Origin of the sequence: Magnetospira sp. QH-2 (genome assembly GCF_000968135.1) — a bacterium.
Classification (GTDB): Bacteria; Pseudomonadota; Alphaproteobacteria; order Rhodospirillales; family Magnetospiraceae; genus Magnetospira.
In genome coordinates this window covers 2670907-2684767 of sequence record NZ_FO538765.1, presented here as the reverse complement: position 1 = coordinate 2684767, position 13861 = coordinate 2670907, and the positions used below count along the sequence as shown (strand labels likewise).

At 60.7% G+C, this 13861-nt stretch carries 15 protein-coding genes; 2 read left to right on the top strand and 13 right to left on the bottom strand.

Going from position 1 to position 13861, the window contains the following annotated elements; translation table 11 throughout:
• Positions 1-25 precede the first annotated feature (25 nt).
• On the top strand, positions 26-427 hold the full coding sequence (locus MGMAQ_RS12675; RefSeq protein WP_046021824.1) for an OsmC family protein: 402 nt from the start codon (positions 26-28) through the stop codon (positions 425-427).
• On the opposite strand, the gene MGMAQ_RS19690 is transcribed toward MGMAQ_RS12675, so the two are convergent.
• Both MGMAQ_RS19690 and MGMAQ_RS12665 read right to left on the bottom strand, forming a co-directional pair.
• The gene (locus MGMAQ_RS19690) at positions 414-2441 is read right to left on the bottom strand and encodes an ATP-binding protein (RefSeq protein WP_052716372.1); all 2028 of its coding nucleotides are present in this window, start codon (positions 2439-2441) and stop codon (positions 414-416) included. The two genes, MGMAQ_RS12675 and MGMAQ_RS19690, sit on opposite strands and share 14 nt — an antisense overlap.
• 181 nt (positions 2442-2622) lie before the next feature.
• Positions 2623-3276 (bottom strand): pyridoxamine 5'-phosphate oxidase family protein, encoded by a 654-nt coding sequence (locus tag MGMAQ_RS12665; RefSeq protein WP_046021823.1) that lies wholly within the window; start codon positions 3274-3276, stop codon positions 2623-2625.
• Between the two features lie 103 nt (positions 3277-3379).
• Between MGMAQ_RS12665 and MGMAQ_RS12660 the strand changes: the two genes are divergently transcribed.
• The gene (locus tag MGMAQ_RS12660; protein ID WP_046021822.1) at positions 3380-4786 is read left to right on the top strand and encodes a PLP-dependent aminotransferase family protein; all 1407 of its coding nucleotides are present in this window, start codon (positions 3380-3382) and stop codon (positions 4784-4786) included.
• Positions 4787-4836: 50 nt separating this feature from the next.
• Here the strand turns inward: MGMAQ_RS12660 and mnmA are convergent, their stop codons facing one another.
• From mnmA to cysE, 11 genes are all read right to left on the bottom strand, one after another.
• Positions 4837-5937: a tRNA 2-thiouridine(34) synthase MnmA gene (gene mnmA, locus MGMAQ_RS12655; RefSeq protein WP_046021821.1), complete on the bottom strand. Its 1101-nt coding sequence runs from the start codon at positions 5935-5937 to the stop codon at positions 4837-4839.
• On the bottom strand, positions 5934-6644 hold the full coding sequence (locus MGMAQ_RS12650) for a DUF599 domain-containing protein (RefSeq protein WP_046021820.1): 711 nt from the start codon (positions 6642-6644) through the stop codon (positions 5934-5936). The genes mnmA and MGMAQ_RS12650 overlap by 4 nt, the downstream gene beginning before the upstream one ends.
• Positions 6641-7303 carry a thiaminase II gene (tenA, locus tag MGMAQ_RS12645; RefSeq protein ID WP_046021819.1) on the bottom strand — a complete coding sequence of 221 codons (663 nt, stop codon included), beginning with the start codon at positions 7301-7303 and terminating at the stop codon, positions 6641-6643. The genes MGMAQ_RS12650 and tenA overlap by 4 nt, the downstream gene beginning before the upstream one ends.
• A 10-nt stretch (positions 7304-7313) precedes the next feature.
• Positions 7314-7652, bottom strand: coding sequence for a ferredoxin family 2Fe-2S iron-sulfur cluster binding protein (locus MGMAQ_RS12640; protein WP_046021818.1), 339 nt, complete (start codon positions 7650-7652; stop codon positions 7314-7316).
• Between the two features lie 56 nt (positions 7653-7708).
• A complete protein-coding gene (gene hscA / locus MGMAQ_RS12635) occupies positions 7709-9631 on the bottom strand; it encodes a Fe-S protein assembly chaperone HscA (protein WP_046021817.1) in 1923 nt (640 codons plus the stop codon).
• Positions 9632-9638: 7 nt separating this feature from the next.
• On the bottom strand, positions 9639-10298 hold the full coding sequence (gene hscB, locus MGMAQ_RS12630; protein ID WP_148560949.1) for a Fe-S protein assembly co-chaperone HscB: 660 nt from the start codon (positions 10296-10298) through the stop codon (positions 9639-9641).
• 117 nt (positions 10299-10415) lie between these two features.
• Positions 10416-10757, bottom strand: coding sequence for an iron-sulfur cluster assembly accessory protein (locus tag MGMAQ_RS12625; protein WP_082085427.1), 342 nt, complete (start codon positions 10755-10757; stop codon positions 10416-10418).
• A 36-nt stretch (positions 10758-10793) separates the two neighbouring features.
• Positions 10794-11198, bottom strand: a complete 405-nt coding sequence (iscU, locus tag MGMAQ_RS12620) for a Fe-S cluster assembly scaffold IscU (protein ID WP_046021815.1) — start codon at positions 11196-11198, stop codon at positions 10794-10796.
• A 23-nt stretch (positions 11199-11221) separates the two neighbouring features.
• Positions 11222-12466: an IscS subfamily cysteine desulfurase gene (locus MGMAQ_RS12615; RefSeq protein ID WP_046021814.1), complete on the bottom strand. Its 1245-nt coding sequence runs from the start codon at positions 12464-12466 to the stop codon at positions 11222-11224.
• A gap of 59 nt (positions 12467-12525) precedes the next feature.
• Positions 12526-13008, bottom strand: a complete 483-nt coding sequence (locus MGMAQ_RS12610; RefSeq protein WP_046021813.1) for an Rrf2 family transcriptional regulator — start codon at positions 13006-13008, stop codon at positions 12526-12528.
• A 21-nt stretch (positions 13009-13029) separates the two neighbouring features.
• Positions 13030-13803: a serine O-acetyltransferase gene (gene cysE, locus MGMAQ_RS12605; RefSeq protein ID WP_252508628.1), complete on the bottom strand. Its 774-nt coding sequence runs from the start codon at positions 13801-13803 to the stop codon at positions 13030-13032.
• Between the last annotated feature and the right edge of the window lie 58 nt (positions 13804-13861).

Below are 13861 nucleotides of genomic sequence, written 5' to 3'. Positions count from 1 at the left end.
ATCATCGGGGAAAAGGAGCGAGTCCATGACCACTAAAGTCACCTGGGCCGGGGGCATGAAGTTCAACGCCGTGACCGCTACGGGCCAAGAACTGATCGTCGACGGCAAGCGGGAAGAAGGGGCGTCGCCCATGGAGCTGATGCTGATCGGGGCGGGGGGCTGTTCTTCCATCGACATGGTGATGATCCTGGAAAAAATGCGCCAGCAGGTGGACGGGGTGGAATGTACGCTGAACGCCGAGCGGGCCGACACCGATCCCAAAGTCTATACCAAGATCGACATGCATTTCGTCGTGACCGGCAAGAACCTGAGCCCGGAGAAGGTGGATCGAGCGGTCCATCTGTCGGCGGAGAAATATTGCTCGGCCTCCATCATGCTGGCCAAGACCGCCGAGATCACACACAGCTTCGAGATTATTGAGAGCTGATGGGCCGCCCGCCGTCCTTTTCCGGGAGGGCGGGCAGGGTGAAGTGGAATGTGGTGCCGACCCCGGCCTTGGAATCGACCCAGATCTCGCCCCCATGGCGTTCGACGATCCGGGAGCAGACCGCCAGGCCAATGCCGGTGCCGGGGAATTCCTGGGTTCCATGCAGGCGCTTGAAGGCGACAAAAATCTGATCCTTGTACTGGGCCTCGATGCCGATGCCATTGTCTTGAACGGAAAGGGTCCAGTCGAGCCCCTTGCGACGGGCCGAGATGCGGATTTCCGGTTGGGTCTCCGGGCGTTGGAATTTCAAGGCATTGCCGATCAAATTCTGCATCAACTCAATCAGTTGGATCCGGTCGCCTTGGATGATGGGTAGGTTCGCCTCTTCAATCAATGCGCCGCTCTCGCGGATGCGGGCATCCAAATTGGCCTTGGTCACCGCCAAGACTTCTCCCAGATCCACCGGTTCGAACCGGGACTCCTGGTTGGCGATCCGGGAGTAGGTCAGCAGGTCGCGAACCAGATCCCCCATGCGCTCGGCCCCGGCGGTGATATAATCCAGATACTCCCGCGCTTCCTTGTTCAACACGTTGCCATGACGACGGCCCAGCAATTGGGAAAAGGAAACGATGGTGCGGACCGGTTCCTGTAGATCATGGGATGCCACATAGGCAAACCGCTCCAACTCCACGTTAATACGGGTCAGTTCATCCAGTGTATGATTGAGGTTGCGCTCGGCCTGAATGCGGGCGGTGATGTCGTGAACAACGGAATAGAGCAAAGATCGCCCCATGATCTCCACCGGCCCGGAGTGGACTTCCACATTGCGCACCTCACCCGAGGCCAGCTGGTGTTTAAACAGAAAGTAGTTGCGGAGCTCGGCCTTGGCGCGGACCATTTCCTCGGCCACTTCGTCCTTGCTCAACATGTTGATATCGCTGATCTTCATTTGCCGAAGCCGGTCCGTCGGGTAACCGTAGTAGGAGGCCGCTGCCCGGTTGGCGTCGACGATATCGCCATTGGCGGGATCGATCAGCAGACCCACGGCCTGGGTATGTTCGAACAGGGCGCGGTACCGCGCCTCGCTGGCCGAGAGATCCGCGGTTTTGCGGGCAATGCGGGCTTCCAGGTCTTCATTGGCCCGGGCGAGCCGGTCTTGGGTCAGGCGGCGTTCGCTCAGGGCTGCGCCCAGCAAGAGGCCTCCGGTGGAAAGGACGAACAAGAAGCCGTAGGCGCCCATCAACCCTGATTCCAGGGAGACGGCGGCAAAGGGTCCATTGCCTAAGTAAACACCCATGACAGTGAAGGTCGAAAGCACGAGAACCACCGCGGATGCGCCGGGCAGGTAAAACCGCATGGCGGCCCAAAATACCAATAGAAAGGCGATGAAAGTCAGCGGCGTATAGAATCCGGTGCCGGTGCCCAGGGTATAAACCCAGGTCCCGCCGAGGAGCACCACCATGCTCAAGGCAATCGCTCTTGGTCGGCTCTTGGGGCGAACAAGCAAAGGCGGCCATAGTGGCAATGTGAGAAGACAGGGGGCGACGATAAGAATGCCCAGGGCATCTCCCAACCACCAGGTGATCCAGGTCTTAATGAATGCAGCGCCACTGGCCTGACCGGACATCAATTCGCCGAAGGTTCCGGTCAATCCACTCGCCGCGGCACCGGCTATGGCCCCCGATGCCATGAACCAAAGCACGTCCGAGGGGGTTCGAAGTGTCCGCTCGAAGCCGGGTACTTTTCCCAGGATGACATGCATCACCAACGGCGGAAAGAGGGTGGCGAGGGTGGCAAATAGCGTGAATACCGGTCCGAAACCGGCCCCGAACCCTAAGACGACGGCGCCGAGCCCCAACGGGGCCAGGGTCCAGATCCCGAACCGCAGCACCAGGAAAACCGAAAAGCCGGCGGCCGGCCAGATCAAGGCGGCTTTGCCCGAGCCGGTGGCCAGGACGACACCCACCAGGCCCAAGGCGATATAGCCCAGAGCAATGGCTAAACTCCTGCCCATCCTTACCACCAGCGAGGCTGAGCCCGTGGTCGTGGACACGGAGTCCAAGGGTGTCGTGTCTCGCATAATCCGCCGAAATCGTTTTTTGAATAGGTGGGACGGCGACCACCCAAGCATACCTGAAATGACCGTTGAAGGCCATCGATATAATTCTTTCGGATAGATACGGTCGGAGCGAGGTTTATCCCAGTTCCACCGACGAAGCATGGTCCGGTCTGTTGATTCCCTGTTGATTGCGCGGATCTGCCTGCGGTTCCAAGACCTGCATTCGGACGGGCACGACGCCGGCCCAGATGGGCCGAGCATAATCAGCCTCGTCATCGACCACGCCCCTTTGGCGGATTTTTGCCGAGGCTTCCTCAATGGGCATGGAGAGGATGGCGGTCGCTTTCACCTCTTGTTCGGTCATGGGACGCAGCAAGTCCCAGCGACCGGGATACAGACTCTCGATCAGACATTTCAGCTTGGCGGCTTTTTCATCGGGATCTTGTATTTTTAACGGTCGGCCGAAAATCATGGCGGAGCGGTAATCCACCGAGTGGTGCATGGCCGAGCGGGCCAGAACAAAGCTGTCCAACAGGGATACGGTAAGGCAGACCTCTTGCTCGACAGCCGCCTTCAGGCCCCGCCCGGCGGCGGAGCCATGCCAATAGACATGATCGCCCTCGCGCCATTGGATTGTCGGCATGACCACCGGCGAACCTTCCAGCACATAGCCCACATGGCACAAGGGCATGGCATCCAGGATGGCGTAGACGGTGGCGCGATCAAAGGCGCCGCGCTGGGGAGCACGGCGCAGACGGGTGCGCGGGGTGATTGGCAGAGGATCGGTCACGACTGAACTCCAAACTATCTATGCCTTGATCAGGCAAAGGGATAACGCCATTTTGGTATGATAAAAATATCCAATTTAATAGAAAATTATGATACCAATTATCATGGTCGATATGCCCCTTCTCAACTTGGCCCTTAAACCGGGGTCCGCGACGCCCCTGTTCGAGCAGCTTTGCGACGCCCTGCGTCGTCGGATCGTCTCGGGGGCCCTTGCGGCGGAAACTCGTCTCCCACCGACCCGAAAGCTGGCCGAGGAACTGGGTGTTTCCCGGACCACGGTCCTTGGTGCCTATGATCAACTGGTGGCCGAAGGGTTTGCCGAAGGCCGACAGGGTTCCGGTGTTTATGTCTGCAAAATCGGTGAGGTCGAACTGGCCCGTGGCGGACCGCCGGTCGAAGAGGTATCCCTATCAAGCGATCCGAAATCGGCCCTGCCGTTCCATCCGGGGCAGCCGGATCTGCGGCTGTTTCCCTATGTGGCCTGGGCCCGCTGCCTGACCAAAGTCGCGCGCACCGATCCCCGGGCCCTGATCGTGGCTGGAGATTCCTTCGGGGACTTGGGATTGCGCCTGGAGGTCTGCCGCTATCTCTCGGAGTGGCGAGGGGTCGAGGCCTCGCCTCAACAGGTTCTGATCACCGCCGGGTCCGGAGAGGCATTGGAACTTTGCATTCGTACCTTAAGCCATGGGACCGAGGCCCTGGGCCTGGAAAATCCTTGCTATCCGCCGGTGCGGGCCTTTGCGGACAGCCTCGGGCGGCGGATCGTCAACCTGGACATGGACGCCGATGGCGCCTTGCCGCCTTTGAAAGCTCAGGGGCCGAAGATGGTTCTGTTGACACCATCGTCCCAGTTTCCCCTGGGGGGAGCGATGCCACAGGTCCGACGCAATGCCTTTCTGACTTGGGCGACGCGGACCGAAGGTTGGATCATCGAGGACGACTACGACAGCGAATTCCGCTATGCGGGGCAACCGATACCGGCTCTGGCCGCCTATGACAAACAGGGTCGCACACTTTACGTGGGGAGTTTCTCGAAGATCTTTTCCGGGGGACTGCGGTTGGGCTTCGTGGTGATGCCTACGGGGGTGGCAGGTCAGTTTTCGGAGACCCTGCGGCGCTTTGGGTCGAAAGCCTCCATCGTGCCGCAACGAGCCTTGGCCTTTTTCCTTCAAGGGGGCGAATTCTATCGGCATATCCGACGGGTCCGGCGGATCTATGCAGAGCGTCGGGCGATCCTGATGACGTTGGTCGCCAAGCATTTGGGCGACCGGGCCCATTTTGAAGACCATCGGGCTGGTATGCACCTGACCGTCCATTTGGCAGCACGGTTCGATGACAAGCGCCTGTCCGCCAGGGCAGGGGAGAACGGCCTGAATTGTCCAGCCTTGTCGGACTACCATGCGTCGGACAAGGGGGCCAATGGCCTGTTGCTGGGATTCTGCGGTTTCACGGGAGAGGAAATGGAAAGGGCCATGGAGACCCTGCGGGCCACCATCGACAGCCTCGATTAAACACGCGAGGCCGTATGTTCACGAAAATGATCCATTCCGAGCCAGACCATCTATGTGCCGGAGGCCCGCCGGATCCAGCCGCCGCCAAGGACCCTCTCGTCCGCATAGAAGACGCAGGCCTGGCCCGGGGCGATACCTGCATGGGGCTCGGCCAGGTGAACCCGCGCCCCACCATCGGCGGTCGGCGTGATCCGAGCCGCCAAGGGCGGTTGGGTGGACCGCACCTTGACTCCACAGTCAAAAAACTTGGGTGCGTGCTCGCCATCGCCGAGCCAGTTGATATCCCGGATGGGGAATTCCTGGGTGAGCAAGGCCTCAGGCGGGCCGACCACCAGCCGGTGGCGTTCCGGCTGTAGTTCCAAAACGTAAAGCGGGTCGCCGCCACCGATGCCAAGCCCCCGCCGTTGTCCTACCGTATAATGGATCAGGCCCTTGTGGGTGCCGAGCAGCGTACCGTTGCGATCGACGATGTCGCCCGGTTCGGCTGCGCCGGGGCGCAATTTGGCGACGATGTCGGCATAGTGCCCCTGTGGCACGAAGCAGATATCCTGGCTGTCCGGTTTATCCGCGACCGCCAGGTTGAAGCGGGCCGCATGGGCGCGGGTGCGGTCCTTGTCCAGATCACCCAAGGGAAAACGCAGCTTGGCAAGCTGTTGCCTTGTGGTGGCATAGAGGAAGTAGCTCTGATCGCGCACCGGATCCATGCCGCGCCACATTTGCGGGCCCGGTCGCCAGCGGATGTAGTGGCCGGTGACCAATAGGTCTGCGCCCTCGTCCAAGGCAAATCCCAGCAGATCGCGAAACTTCACCGTCTCGTTGCAATTGACACAGGGGATTGGGGTCTCTCCGACCATATAGCTGTCGGCGAAGGCGTCGATCACCTCGTTTTTGAACACATCTTCCAGGTCCAACACGTGATGGGCGATGCCCAGGGTCTCGCAGACCTTGGCGGCATCACGGATATCCTTGCCGGCACAGCAGGTACCGCTGGTGGCGGCCACCGCCATGTCGTAGAGCTTCAGGGTCACCCCGAAAACGTCAAAACCTTCTTCCACCAGCAAGGCCGCCGTGGCGGAGCTGTCCACCCCGCCGGACATGGCCACGGCGATGCGGCAGTCGGCAGGTGCCTTGTCCAGACCCAGGCTATTCATGACAATTTGTCCAGTTGCTCCGAAGGCAGCGTCAGGGCCTTGAGCGTGGCCGAGCGGAATTCCCGGCGATAGAGGATGCCCGTGACCCAAATTGCAGCTGCGATCAATGCCAGGGGGTGCAGAAAGCCGGTCAGCACGGCCAGCCCATAGTAGTAGGCGCGGATGCCCCGATTATAGGAGCGCACGGCCAAGGTGCCGATCCAGGCCGCCCGCTCCGCGTACCCTTCCCGTTCCGGGGTCTCTTCGTTGAACAACGGTGCCGCGCCGACCACGACGGCGGTATAGTTGAATTGCCGCAGCGCCCAGGCGAACTTGAAAAAGGCATAGGTAAAAACCAGGGCCAGGGTAAGCAGCCGCATTTCCCATATTTCCCGTGACGCCGGGCGCAGAAACTCGATCAGGTCCGAGGCCACGTCCCGGGCGGTTTCCAGGGAACCGAGCAGGGCCAGCAATCCACCGACGATGATAATGGAGGTCGAAGCGAACAAACCAACGTTCTGCATGCTCATGGACAACACCGTCATATCACCGATGCGGAGATCGCGCTTGAGCATGCGGGTCATCCATTTGACCCGATAGTCATGCATGGCGCACATGAGCGTGCCGCTTTTGCGGTTGTCGGCATAAAGCGTATAGCCCACCCAGCAGGCCAGGCACCACAGCAGCCCGCCATAGTCCAGCCAAGGCCCGGACCAACCGCCGGTCATGACGGGGTCATCCCCATGTCCCAAAAGGCGGCTTCCAGTCGCGTGGCCTGACGGAAAGTGGTTTGCAGACCGGGCCAACGCCCTTCGCCGCCGCGTCGGGCGAACAGGTCATCCAGGTAGACAGCCTCGGCCCGGGCCATGTCTTGGTATTCGGTGGAGGCATACATCCCGATCCAGTCCGCGTAAGGATTGTCGTCCCGTTTGGTGGCCGGGTCGCTGGCCAGGCCTGCGCCGATTTCCCCATAGCCGACGATGCAGGGGGCCAGGGCCACATGCAGATCCAGCAGGTCTCCGGCGAGGCCTTTTTCCAGCACATATCGGGTATAGGCCATGCAGGCGTCAGCCTCGGGCGCCGCTTGCATTTGTGCTTCGGACAGGCCCCACCCGGTGCAGTATTGCACATGCAGGCCCATCTCCACCTCGACAATGGCCTTCAGGCCCTCGGTGGCCTGACGAATATCGGGCAGGGTCTCGGCCTTGTAGGCGGCCAGGGCGTAGGCCCGGGCGAACTGGATCAGGAACAGGTAGTCCTGGATCAGGTAATGCCGGAAGCAGGCCTCGGGCAAGGTGCCGTCGGCCAGTCCCCGGACAAAAGGATGATCCACATAGCTCGACCACTCGGGTGCGCAGGACGCCTTGAGCCGGTCGAACAGGGGCATCGCTTGATCCTTATTTTTTGTCTACCGCCACGTTGCGGGTAGCGGCCGGGAGATTGACCACCAGGCCGTCCAATTCCTCGGAAATGACGATCTGGCAACCCAGGCGGGAGGTATGGGTCAGAGCAAAGGCCAAGTCCAGCATGTCCTCTTCGTCCTCGGACGCTTCTTCGAGCTTATCGTACCATTCCTGATCGACAATCACATGGCAGGTGGAGCAGGCCAGCGAGCCTTCGCAGGCGCCCTCCAGGTCGATCTTGTTGTGGTGGGCGATCTCGAGCACCGACTGGCCAAGGGGGGCGTCCACTTCACGGCGGGTCCCGTTGGGCTCGATAAAAGTCATCTTGGGCATTGGGGGTCACTCCTGACGAAAAGGCTGTGTTGTTTAGAGAAGGTTAGGGGCCGACGTCAAGGCGAACCGGTCGCCGCGTCCAGATCTTCCACCGCCACACCGGCCAGTGCATCGCGGATTCCCTTGTCCATGCGCTTCTCTGCAAAGGTCTTGGTCGAATTTTCCATGGCCTCGACCTTGTCCGCGATCACATGCCGGTCGTCTCCGGCCACGGCCTCGCGAACGGCGGTCACGGCGGAGTCGATGGCGGTACGTTCATCGGCGTCGAGAAGGTCTCCATCGGCGCCCAGCGCGGCATCAATGGCCAGCATCGCCCGTTTCGCCTCCACACGCGCCTCGGTGAGCAACCGAACATCCATGTCGTCCTTGGCATTCTTCATGGAGTCGTAAAGCATCTCGGCCATTTCGTCGTCGCTGAGGCCGTAGGAAGGCTTCACTTCCACCTGTTGGGTTTCACCGGTGGTGGTTTCCTCGGCGGAGACGGTCAGCAGGCCGTCGGCATCCACGGCGAAGGTCACCTTGATGCGAGCCGCGCCCGCGGCCATGGGGGGGATACCGCGCAGGTTGAAGCGGGCCAGGGAGCGGTTCTGGTCGACCATCTCGCGCTCGCCCTGGACCACATGAATGGCCATGGCGGTCTGGCCGTCCTGATAGGTGGTGAATTCCTGGGCCTTGGCCACCGGGATCGGCGTGTTGCGCGGAATGACTTTTTCCACCAGGCCGCCCATGGTCTCCAGCCCCAGGGAGAGGGGCGTCACATCCAGCAGCAGGGTATCGGAGCCAACGGTCAGGGCTTCGGCCTGCCGTGCCGCGCCCACCGCGACCACTTCGTCGGGATTGATGTCAGCCAGCGGCTCCTTGCCGAAAAACTCGGCGATGCGGCGGCGTACCAGCGGCACTCGCGTCGAGCCGCCCACCAGCACCACGCCACGCACCTCGTCTGGAGTGACCCCGGCGTCCATCAGCACGGATCGGCAGATATCCATGGTCCGCTCGACGAAGGGGTTGACCAGTTCCTCCATCTGCCCCACGGAAAGGCCATGGGTTGTTTGCTTGTCCGCCACGTCCAGAACCCACTTGTTCTCGCCACAGTCGTTGCATTGGCTGCTCAGGCATTCCTTGGCCAAGCGGGCGGTCATCAAGGCGGTCTTCACGTCGCCGGAGGAAATCTCCGTCTCGCCGGTTTCGGCCTGTCGCTCGGCGAGGAAATGCTCGGCGATGGCATGGTCGAAATCATCACCGCCCAGTACCGCGTCACCGCCGGTGGCGCGCACTTGAAAGACGCCCTTTTCCATGCGCAGCAGGGAGATATCAAAAGTACCGCCACCCAGATCATAAACCGCGTAAAGCCCCTCGGCATTCCTGTCCAGGCCATAGGCCAGTGCCGCCGCCGTGGGCTCGTTGACCAGCCGCAGCACGTCCAGTCCGGCGATCTTGGCGGCATCCTTTGTGGCCGTGCGGGCGGCATCATCGAAATAGGCGGGAACGGTGACCACCGCCTGGGTGACCAAGCTACTCAGGTGGGATTCGGCCCGCTCCTTAAGGGCCTTGAGGATCTCGGCGGAAATTTCCACTGGGCTCAGGCGCTGCCCGGCCACATGCAGGCGCACCATCTTCGATTCGCCTTCCTCCACCGGCTCGATGGTGTAGGGCAGTTGGCCACCAAGGGATTTCACATCCTCGATGCCGCGTCCCATCAGTCGTTTGATGGAGCTGACAACATGGTCCGGGCGCATCAACAGTAGCCGCTTGGCCAAATCTCCGACGATGGTCGAGCCGTCCGCCGCATAGGCCACCACCGACGGTACCAGTGCCTCGCCCGATTCATCACGAAGAACCTCCGGGGTCCCTTCGTCGCTGATGGCGACCACCGAGTTGGTGGTGCCCAGATCGATGCCGATGGCCAGTTTGCGGCCTTCGTCATGGGGAATCGGCGTTTCGCCGGGCTCGTGGATCTGTAAAAGGATGTCCGAAGGCATTTTTGGGTTACCGCATCATACTGAGTTGGACCTTGCGCTGGCGGGCCTCGTCGGACAGCTTGCGCAGGTATTTGAGCCGCGTGGTGAGGCGGCAGGCCTCTTCCAGGGCCAGGGTTTTGAAGGTGGCCGACAGGCGTTTCAGGCAATCGCCCATGTCGCTTTCGGCGCGGCTGACCACCTGGGCGATATCATCCATGGTTTCCGCCTCGGCCAGGGCCTCGCGCATTTCCATGGCTTCCATTAGTAGTTCTTGGTCGTTGACCAGGTTGCAGCCTTCGGGCATCACCTCGACACCTCGGATCCGGACCATGTAGTCGGCCCGACATAGGCTGTCCTTGAGGCATTCATAGGCTTCGTTGAGGCTGGTGGCCTGCTGCATGGAAAAGGCTTTCTCGCGGCTGGTCTTGGTGGCGAAGCGGTCCGGATGCAGGCGGCGTTGCAGGGCGAAATACTCACGGTCCAGAGCCTCCACATCCACATCGAAATCGATGGGCAGGCCGAGACGGGCGAAATGGTCAGCCTGGCCGGGGGGTTGCACCGCGTCGCAGGTAGGGCAGAACAGATCGGAGCCACCCACCGGTCCGGCGCAGGACCAACAGGGGATCACCCGGCTGCGCGCCGCCTTGTCCAGTTCCGGGTTGAGGGAAATCGGGCTTTCGGAATTCATGGGCCTTGCTTGATCATAGATGGGGACTGTAGCCATCCTTCGACAGGCTCAGGATGAGGTTTTTGAAAAGGAGGCCTCACCCTGAGCCTGTCGAAGGACGAGGCCTCCGGCGAGCCATCAGACGTGAAAGGATTCGCCACAGCCGCAGCGACCCTTTTCATTAGGGTTGCGGAAGACGAAGCCAGCCTGGAGCTTTTCCTCCACATAATCCATTTCGGTGCCGATGATGAACATGGTGGCCTTGGGGTCAATCATCACGGTGATGCCGTCTTGCTCCATGATCTCGTCGAACTCGTTGCGTTCGTCGGCGAACTCGATGGTATAGGAAAGCCCGGAGCAGCCCTTGGTGCGCACGCCGATACGGATCCCCGCCGATGGCTTGCCACGCCCGTCCAACAGCGCTTTGACCTGCTGCATGGCGGCTTCGGTAATTTGTATCGGCTGCATTGCTCCGCTCATGGTCGGGCTCCTCCGTTCGGTCTTCGACCGGCGATATTACTCCGCCGCGTCGGACTCCGGTTTGGCATCCTTGGCCTTGTAATCTTCGATGGCGGCCTTGATAGCATCCTCGGCCAGCACGGAGCAATGGATCTTCACCGGCGGCAGCGCCAGTTCCTCGGCGATTTCGGTATTCTTGATCGAAGCCGCCTCGTCCAGTGACTTGCCCTTGACCCATTCGGTGACCAACGAGCTGGACGCAATGGCCGAGCCGCAGCCGAAGGTCTTGAACTTGGCGTCCTCGATGATGCCTTCGGCACTGACCTTGATTTGCAGCTTCATGACATCGCCACAGGCCGGGGCGCCTACCAAACCGGTGCCGACCGTGCCGTCGTCCTTGTCGAGGGCGCCGACGTTACGGGGATGTTCATAGTGATCGATGACTTTGTCGCTGTACGCCATAATGCGTAACTCCCTCTATATGCTCAGTGTTCGGCCCACTGGATGGATTTGATATCGATGCCTTGTTGCGCCATTTCCCACAGCGGGCTCATCTCGCGTAGGCGGGTGACTTCGCGGACGATCAGATCGACGGCGAAATCCACTTCTTCCTCGGTGGTAAAGCGGCCAATGCCCAGCCGCAGACTGGTATGGGCCAGTTCCTCTTCCACGCCCAGGGCGCGCAACACATAAGACGGCTCCAGGGAGGCCGAGGTGCAGGCGGAACCACTTGATACCGCCAGATCCTTGATCCCCATCATCAGGCCTTCGCCTTCCACATAGGCAAAGGACAGGTTCAGGTTGCCGGGGATGCGCTGTTCCAAGTCGCCATTCAAGAAGACCTCGGAAAGGGCGTCGTTGAATTTCTTGTAAAAACGGTCACGCAGCATGCGCAGACGTTCGGATTCCGCCGCCATTTCCTTTTCGGCGATCTCGCAGGCCTTGCCCAGGCCGACACAGAGCGGCACCGGCAGGGTGCCCGAGCGCATGCCTCGTTCCTGTCCACCGCCGGAAATCAAGGCTTCCAGGCGCACCCGGGGACGGCGTCGGACGAACAGGGCGCCGATGCCCATGGGGCCATATAGCTTGTGGCCGGAAATGCTCATCAGGTCGATGTTCATGTCGTTGACGTCGAGCGGGATCTTGCCCACCGCCTGGGCACAGTCGGTGTGGAAGAAGGTCTTGTTCTCCTTGCACATGGCGCCAATTTCCTTGAGCGGCTGAATGACGCCGATCTCATTGTTGACGCCCATCACCGAGACCATCAGCGTGTCTTCGCGGAGGGTGTCGCGCAACAGGTCCAGATCGATCAGGCCATTTTGTTGCACCGGCAGATAGGTAACTTCGAAGCCTTCCTGCTCCAGGTGGCGACAGGTATCGAGAACGCATTTGTGTTCGGTGACCACGGTGATGATGTGGCGCTTCTTGTCCTTGTAGAAGCGGGCCACGCCCTTGAGCGCGGTGTTGTTGGCCTCGGTGGCGCCGGAGGTGAAGATGATCTCGCGCGGGTCGGCACCGATCAGGCTCGCCACCTGCTTGCGGCCGATTTCCACCGCTTCCTCGGTGCGCCAGCCATAGGCATGGTTCCGGGAGTGGGGGTTGCCAAAATTCTGAGTGAACCAGGGCAGCATTTCCTCGACCACGCGCGGGTCGGTGGGCGTGGTCGCCTGATAGTCCAGATAGACCGGCGTCACGATGCTGTTATGTCCCTTGCCTTGGACGTCTGACATTTTGTTGTGCTCCTCTGGGGCGCCTCGTTGGGGAAGCCCACACACCTTGGGATTGGGATCTATTGCGCGGCGAGCGGGGTTTCAAGGGCCTCGTCAATGGCGTCGCGCATGAACATGCCGCTGGATCCGAGGATTTCCTTGCTACAGATGGATTCCAAAGATACCGAGCTCAGATACAGATAGATTTGATTGCTCAGTTCTTCCCACAGATCGTGGGTCAGGCAGCGGGCCTTGTTGTGTCGGCAACCGGCGGGTGAACCGGGCTTGCAGCGGGTAGCCTTGATGGGTTCGTCCACCGCCATGATGATGTCGGAGACCCGCACATCGTTGGCCGGTCGGGACAGGAGGTACCCGCCGCCGGGACCGCGCACGCTCTTGACCAATCCGCCTTTGCGGAGACGACCGAACAGCTGCTCCAGGTAGGACAGGGAGATTTCCTGTCGATCGGCTATATCGGCCAGGGGCACCGGGTTTCCTTTGTTGTGGAAAGCCAGATCGACCATGGCCATAACGGCGTAACGTCCCTTGGTACTGAGCCTCACGTTAACTCTCCTCTTCCTGTCTTATTCTCCGATGGAAACGACGTTTGATCGCTTGTCTTGGTCCTTATCGGAGTCTGATTGATCTTGAGCCGCCGCCTCACGCGGTTGCTGCTCGATTTCTTTTTCCAATTCCTCGACCCGGGCCAGCAGGGCCGTCACTTGACCGCGCAAGCCGTCCATGGCGCGGGCCACGGGATCGGGTATGTCATCCAAGGCCGTGCCGTAGGCCTGAAACTCGCCCGCCTTGGCCTTGTCTCTGGGCATTACCGCGCGGGCTGGAATGCCCACGGCCGTAACTTTCGGCTCCACGTCTTTGTAGACCACGGCATTGGCGCCGACACGGGCACAATGTCCGATGACGATCGGACCCAAGATCTGCGCCCCGGATCCGATGATCACGCGATCTTCGATGGTCGGATGGCGCTTCTGGTTGACCTGTTCGTGGCTGTCCACCGATGGCGCGATGCCGCCCAGGGTGACCCCATGATAAATGGTGACGTCGTCGCCGATATGCGAGGTTTCCCCGATCACCACACCGGTTCCATGGTCAATGAAAAAACGCCGCCCTATGGTCGCGCCGGGATGAATCTCGATGCCGGTGACGATCCGGCCCAGGTACGAAAGAAGCTTGGCGCTGAGCTTCCAGTTCCTGCGCCACAGCCCATGGGCCAAACGGTAGGTCAACAGGGCATGAAATCCGGGATAGGTGAGCGTCACCTCAAGCCGCGACCGGGCAGCCGGATCGCGGGCGATGAAGGATTCAATATCCTCTTTTAGGCGGGAAAAAACGCTCACGGCCATTGCCTCTTGAAATCCATACCCTAAATAGTGTTAATATGCAGCCCCTCTGAAG

Coding starts and splice junctions, on each gene's coding strand:
- MGMAQ_RS12675 (WP_046021824.1), top strand. CDS start 26: ATGACCACTAAAGTCACCTGGGCCGGGGGCATGAAGTTCAACGCCGTG.
- MGMAQ_RS19690 (WP_052716372.1), bottom strand. CDS start 2,441: ATGGGCAGGAGTTTAGCCATTGCTCTGGGCTATATCGCCTTGGGCCTG.
- MGMAQ_RS12660 (WP_046021822.1), top strand. CDS start 3,380: ATGGTCGATATGCCCCTTCTCAACTTGGCCCTTAAACCGGGGTCCGCG.
- mnmA (WP_046021821.1), bottom strand. CDS start 5,937: ATGAATAGCCTGGGTCTGGACAAGGCACCTGCCGACTGCCGCATCGCC.
- MGMAQ_RS12650 (WP_046021820.1), bottom strand. CDS start 6,644: ATGACCGGCGGTTGGTCCGGGCCTTGGCTGGACTATGGCGGGCTGCTG.
- tenA (WP_046021819.1), bottom strand. CDS start 7,303: ATGCCCCTGTTCGACCGGCTCAAGGCGTCCTGCGCACCCGAGTGGTCG.
- MGMAQ_RS12640 (WP_046021818.1), bottom strand. CDS start 7,652: ATGCCCAAGATGACTTTTATCGAGCCCAACGGGACCCGCCGTGAAGTG.
- hscA (WP_046021817.1), bottom strand. CDS start 9,631: ATGCCTTCGGACATCCTTTTACAGATCCACGAGCCCGGCGAAACGCCG.
- hscB (WP_148560949.1), bottom strand. CDS start 10,298: ATGAATTCCGAAAGCCCGATTTCCCTCAACCCGGAACTGGACAAGGCG.
- MGMAQ_RS12625 (WP_082085427.1), bottom strand. CDS start 10,757: ATGAGCGGAGCAATGCAGCCGATACAAATTACCGAAGCCGCCATGCAG.
- iscU (WP_046021815.1), bottom strand. CDS start 11,198: ATGGCGTACAGCGACAAAGTCATCGATCACTATGAACATCCCCGTAAC.
- MGMAQ_RS12615 (WP_046021814.1), bottom strand. CDS start 12,466: ATGTCAGACGTCCAAGGCAAGGGACATAACAGCATCGTGACGCCGGTC.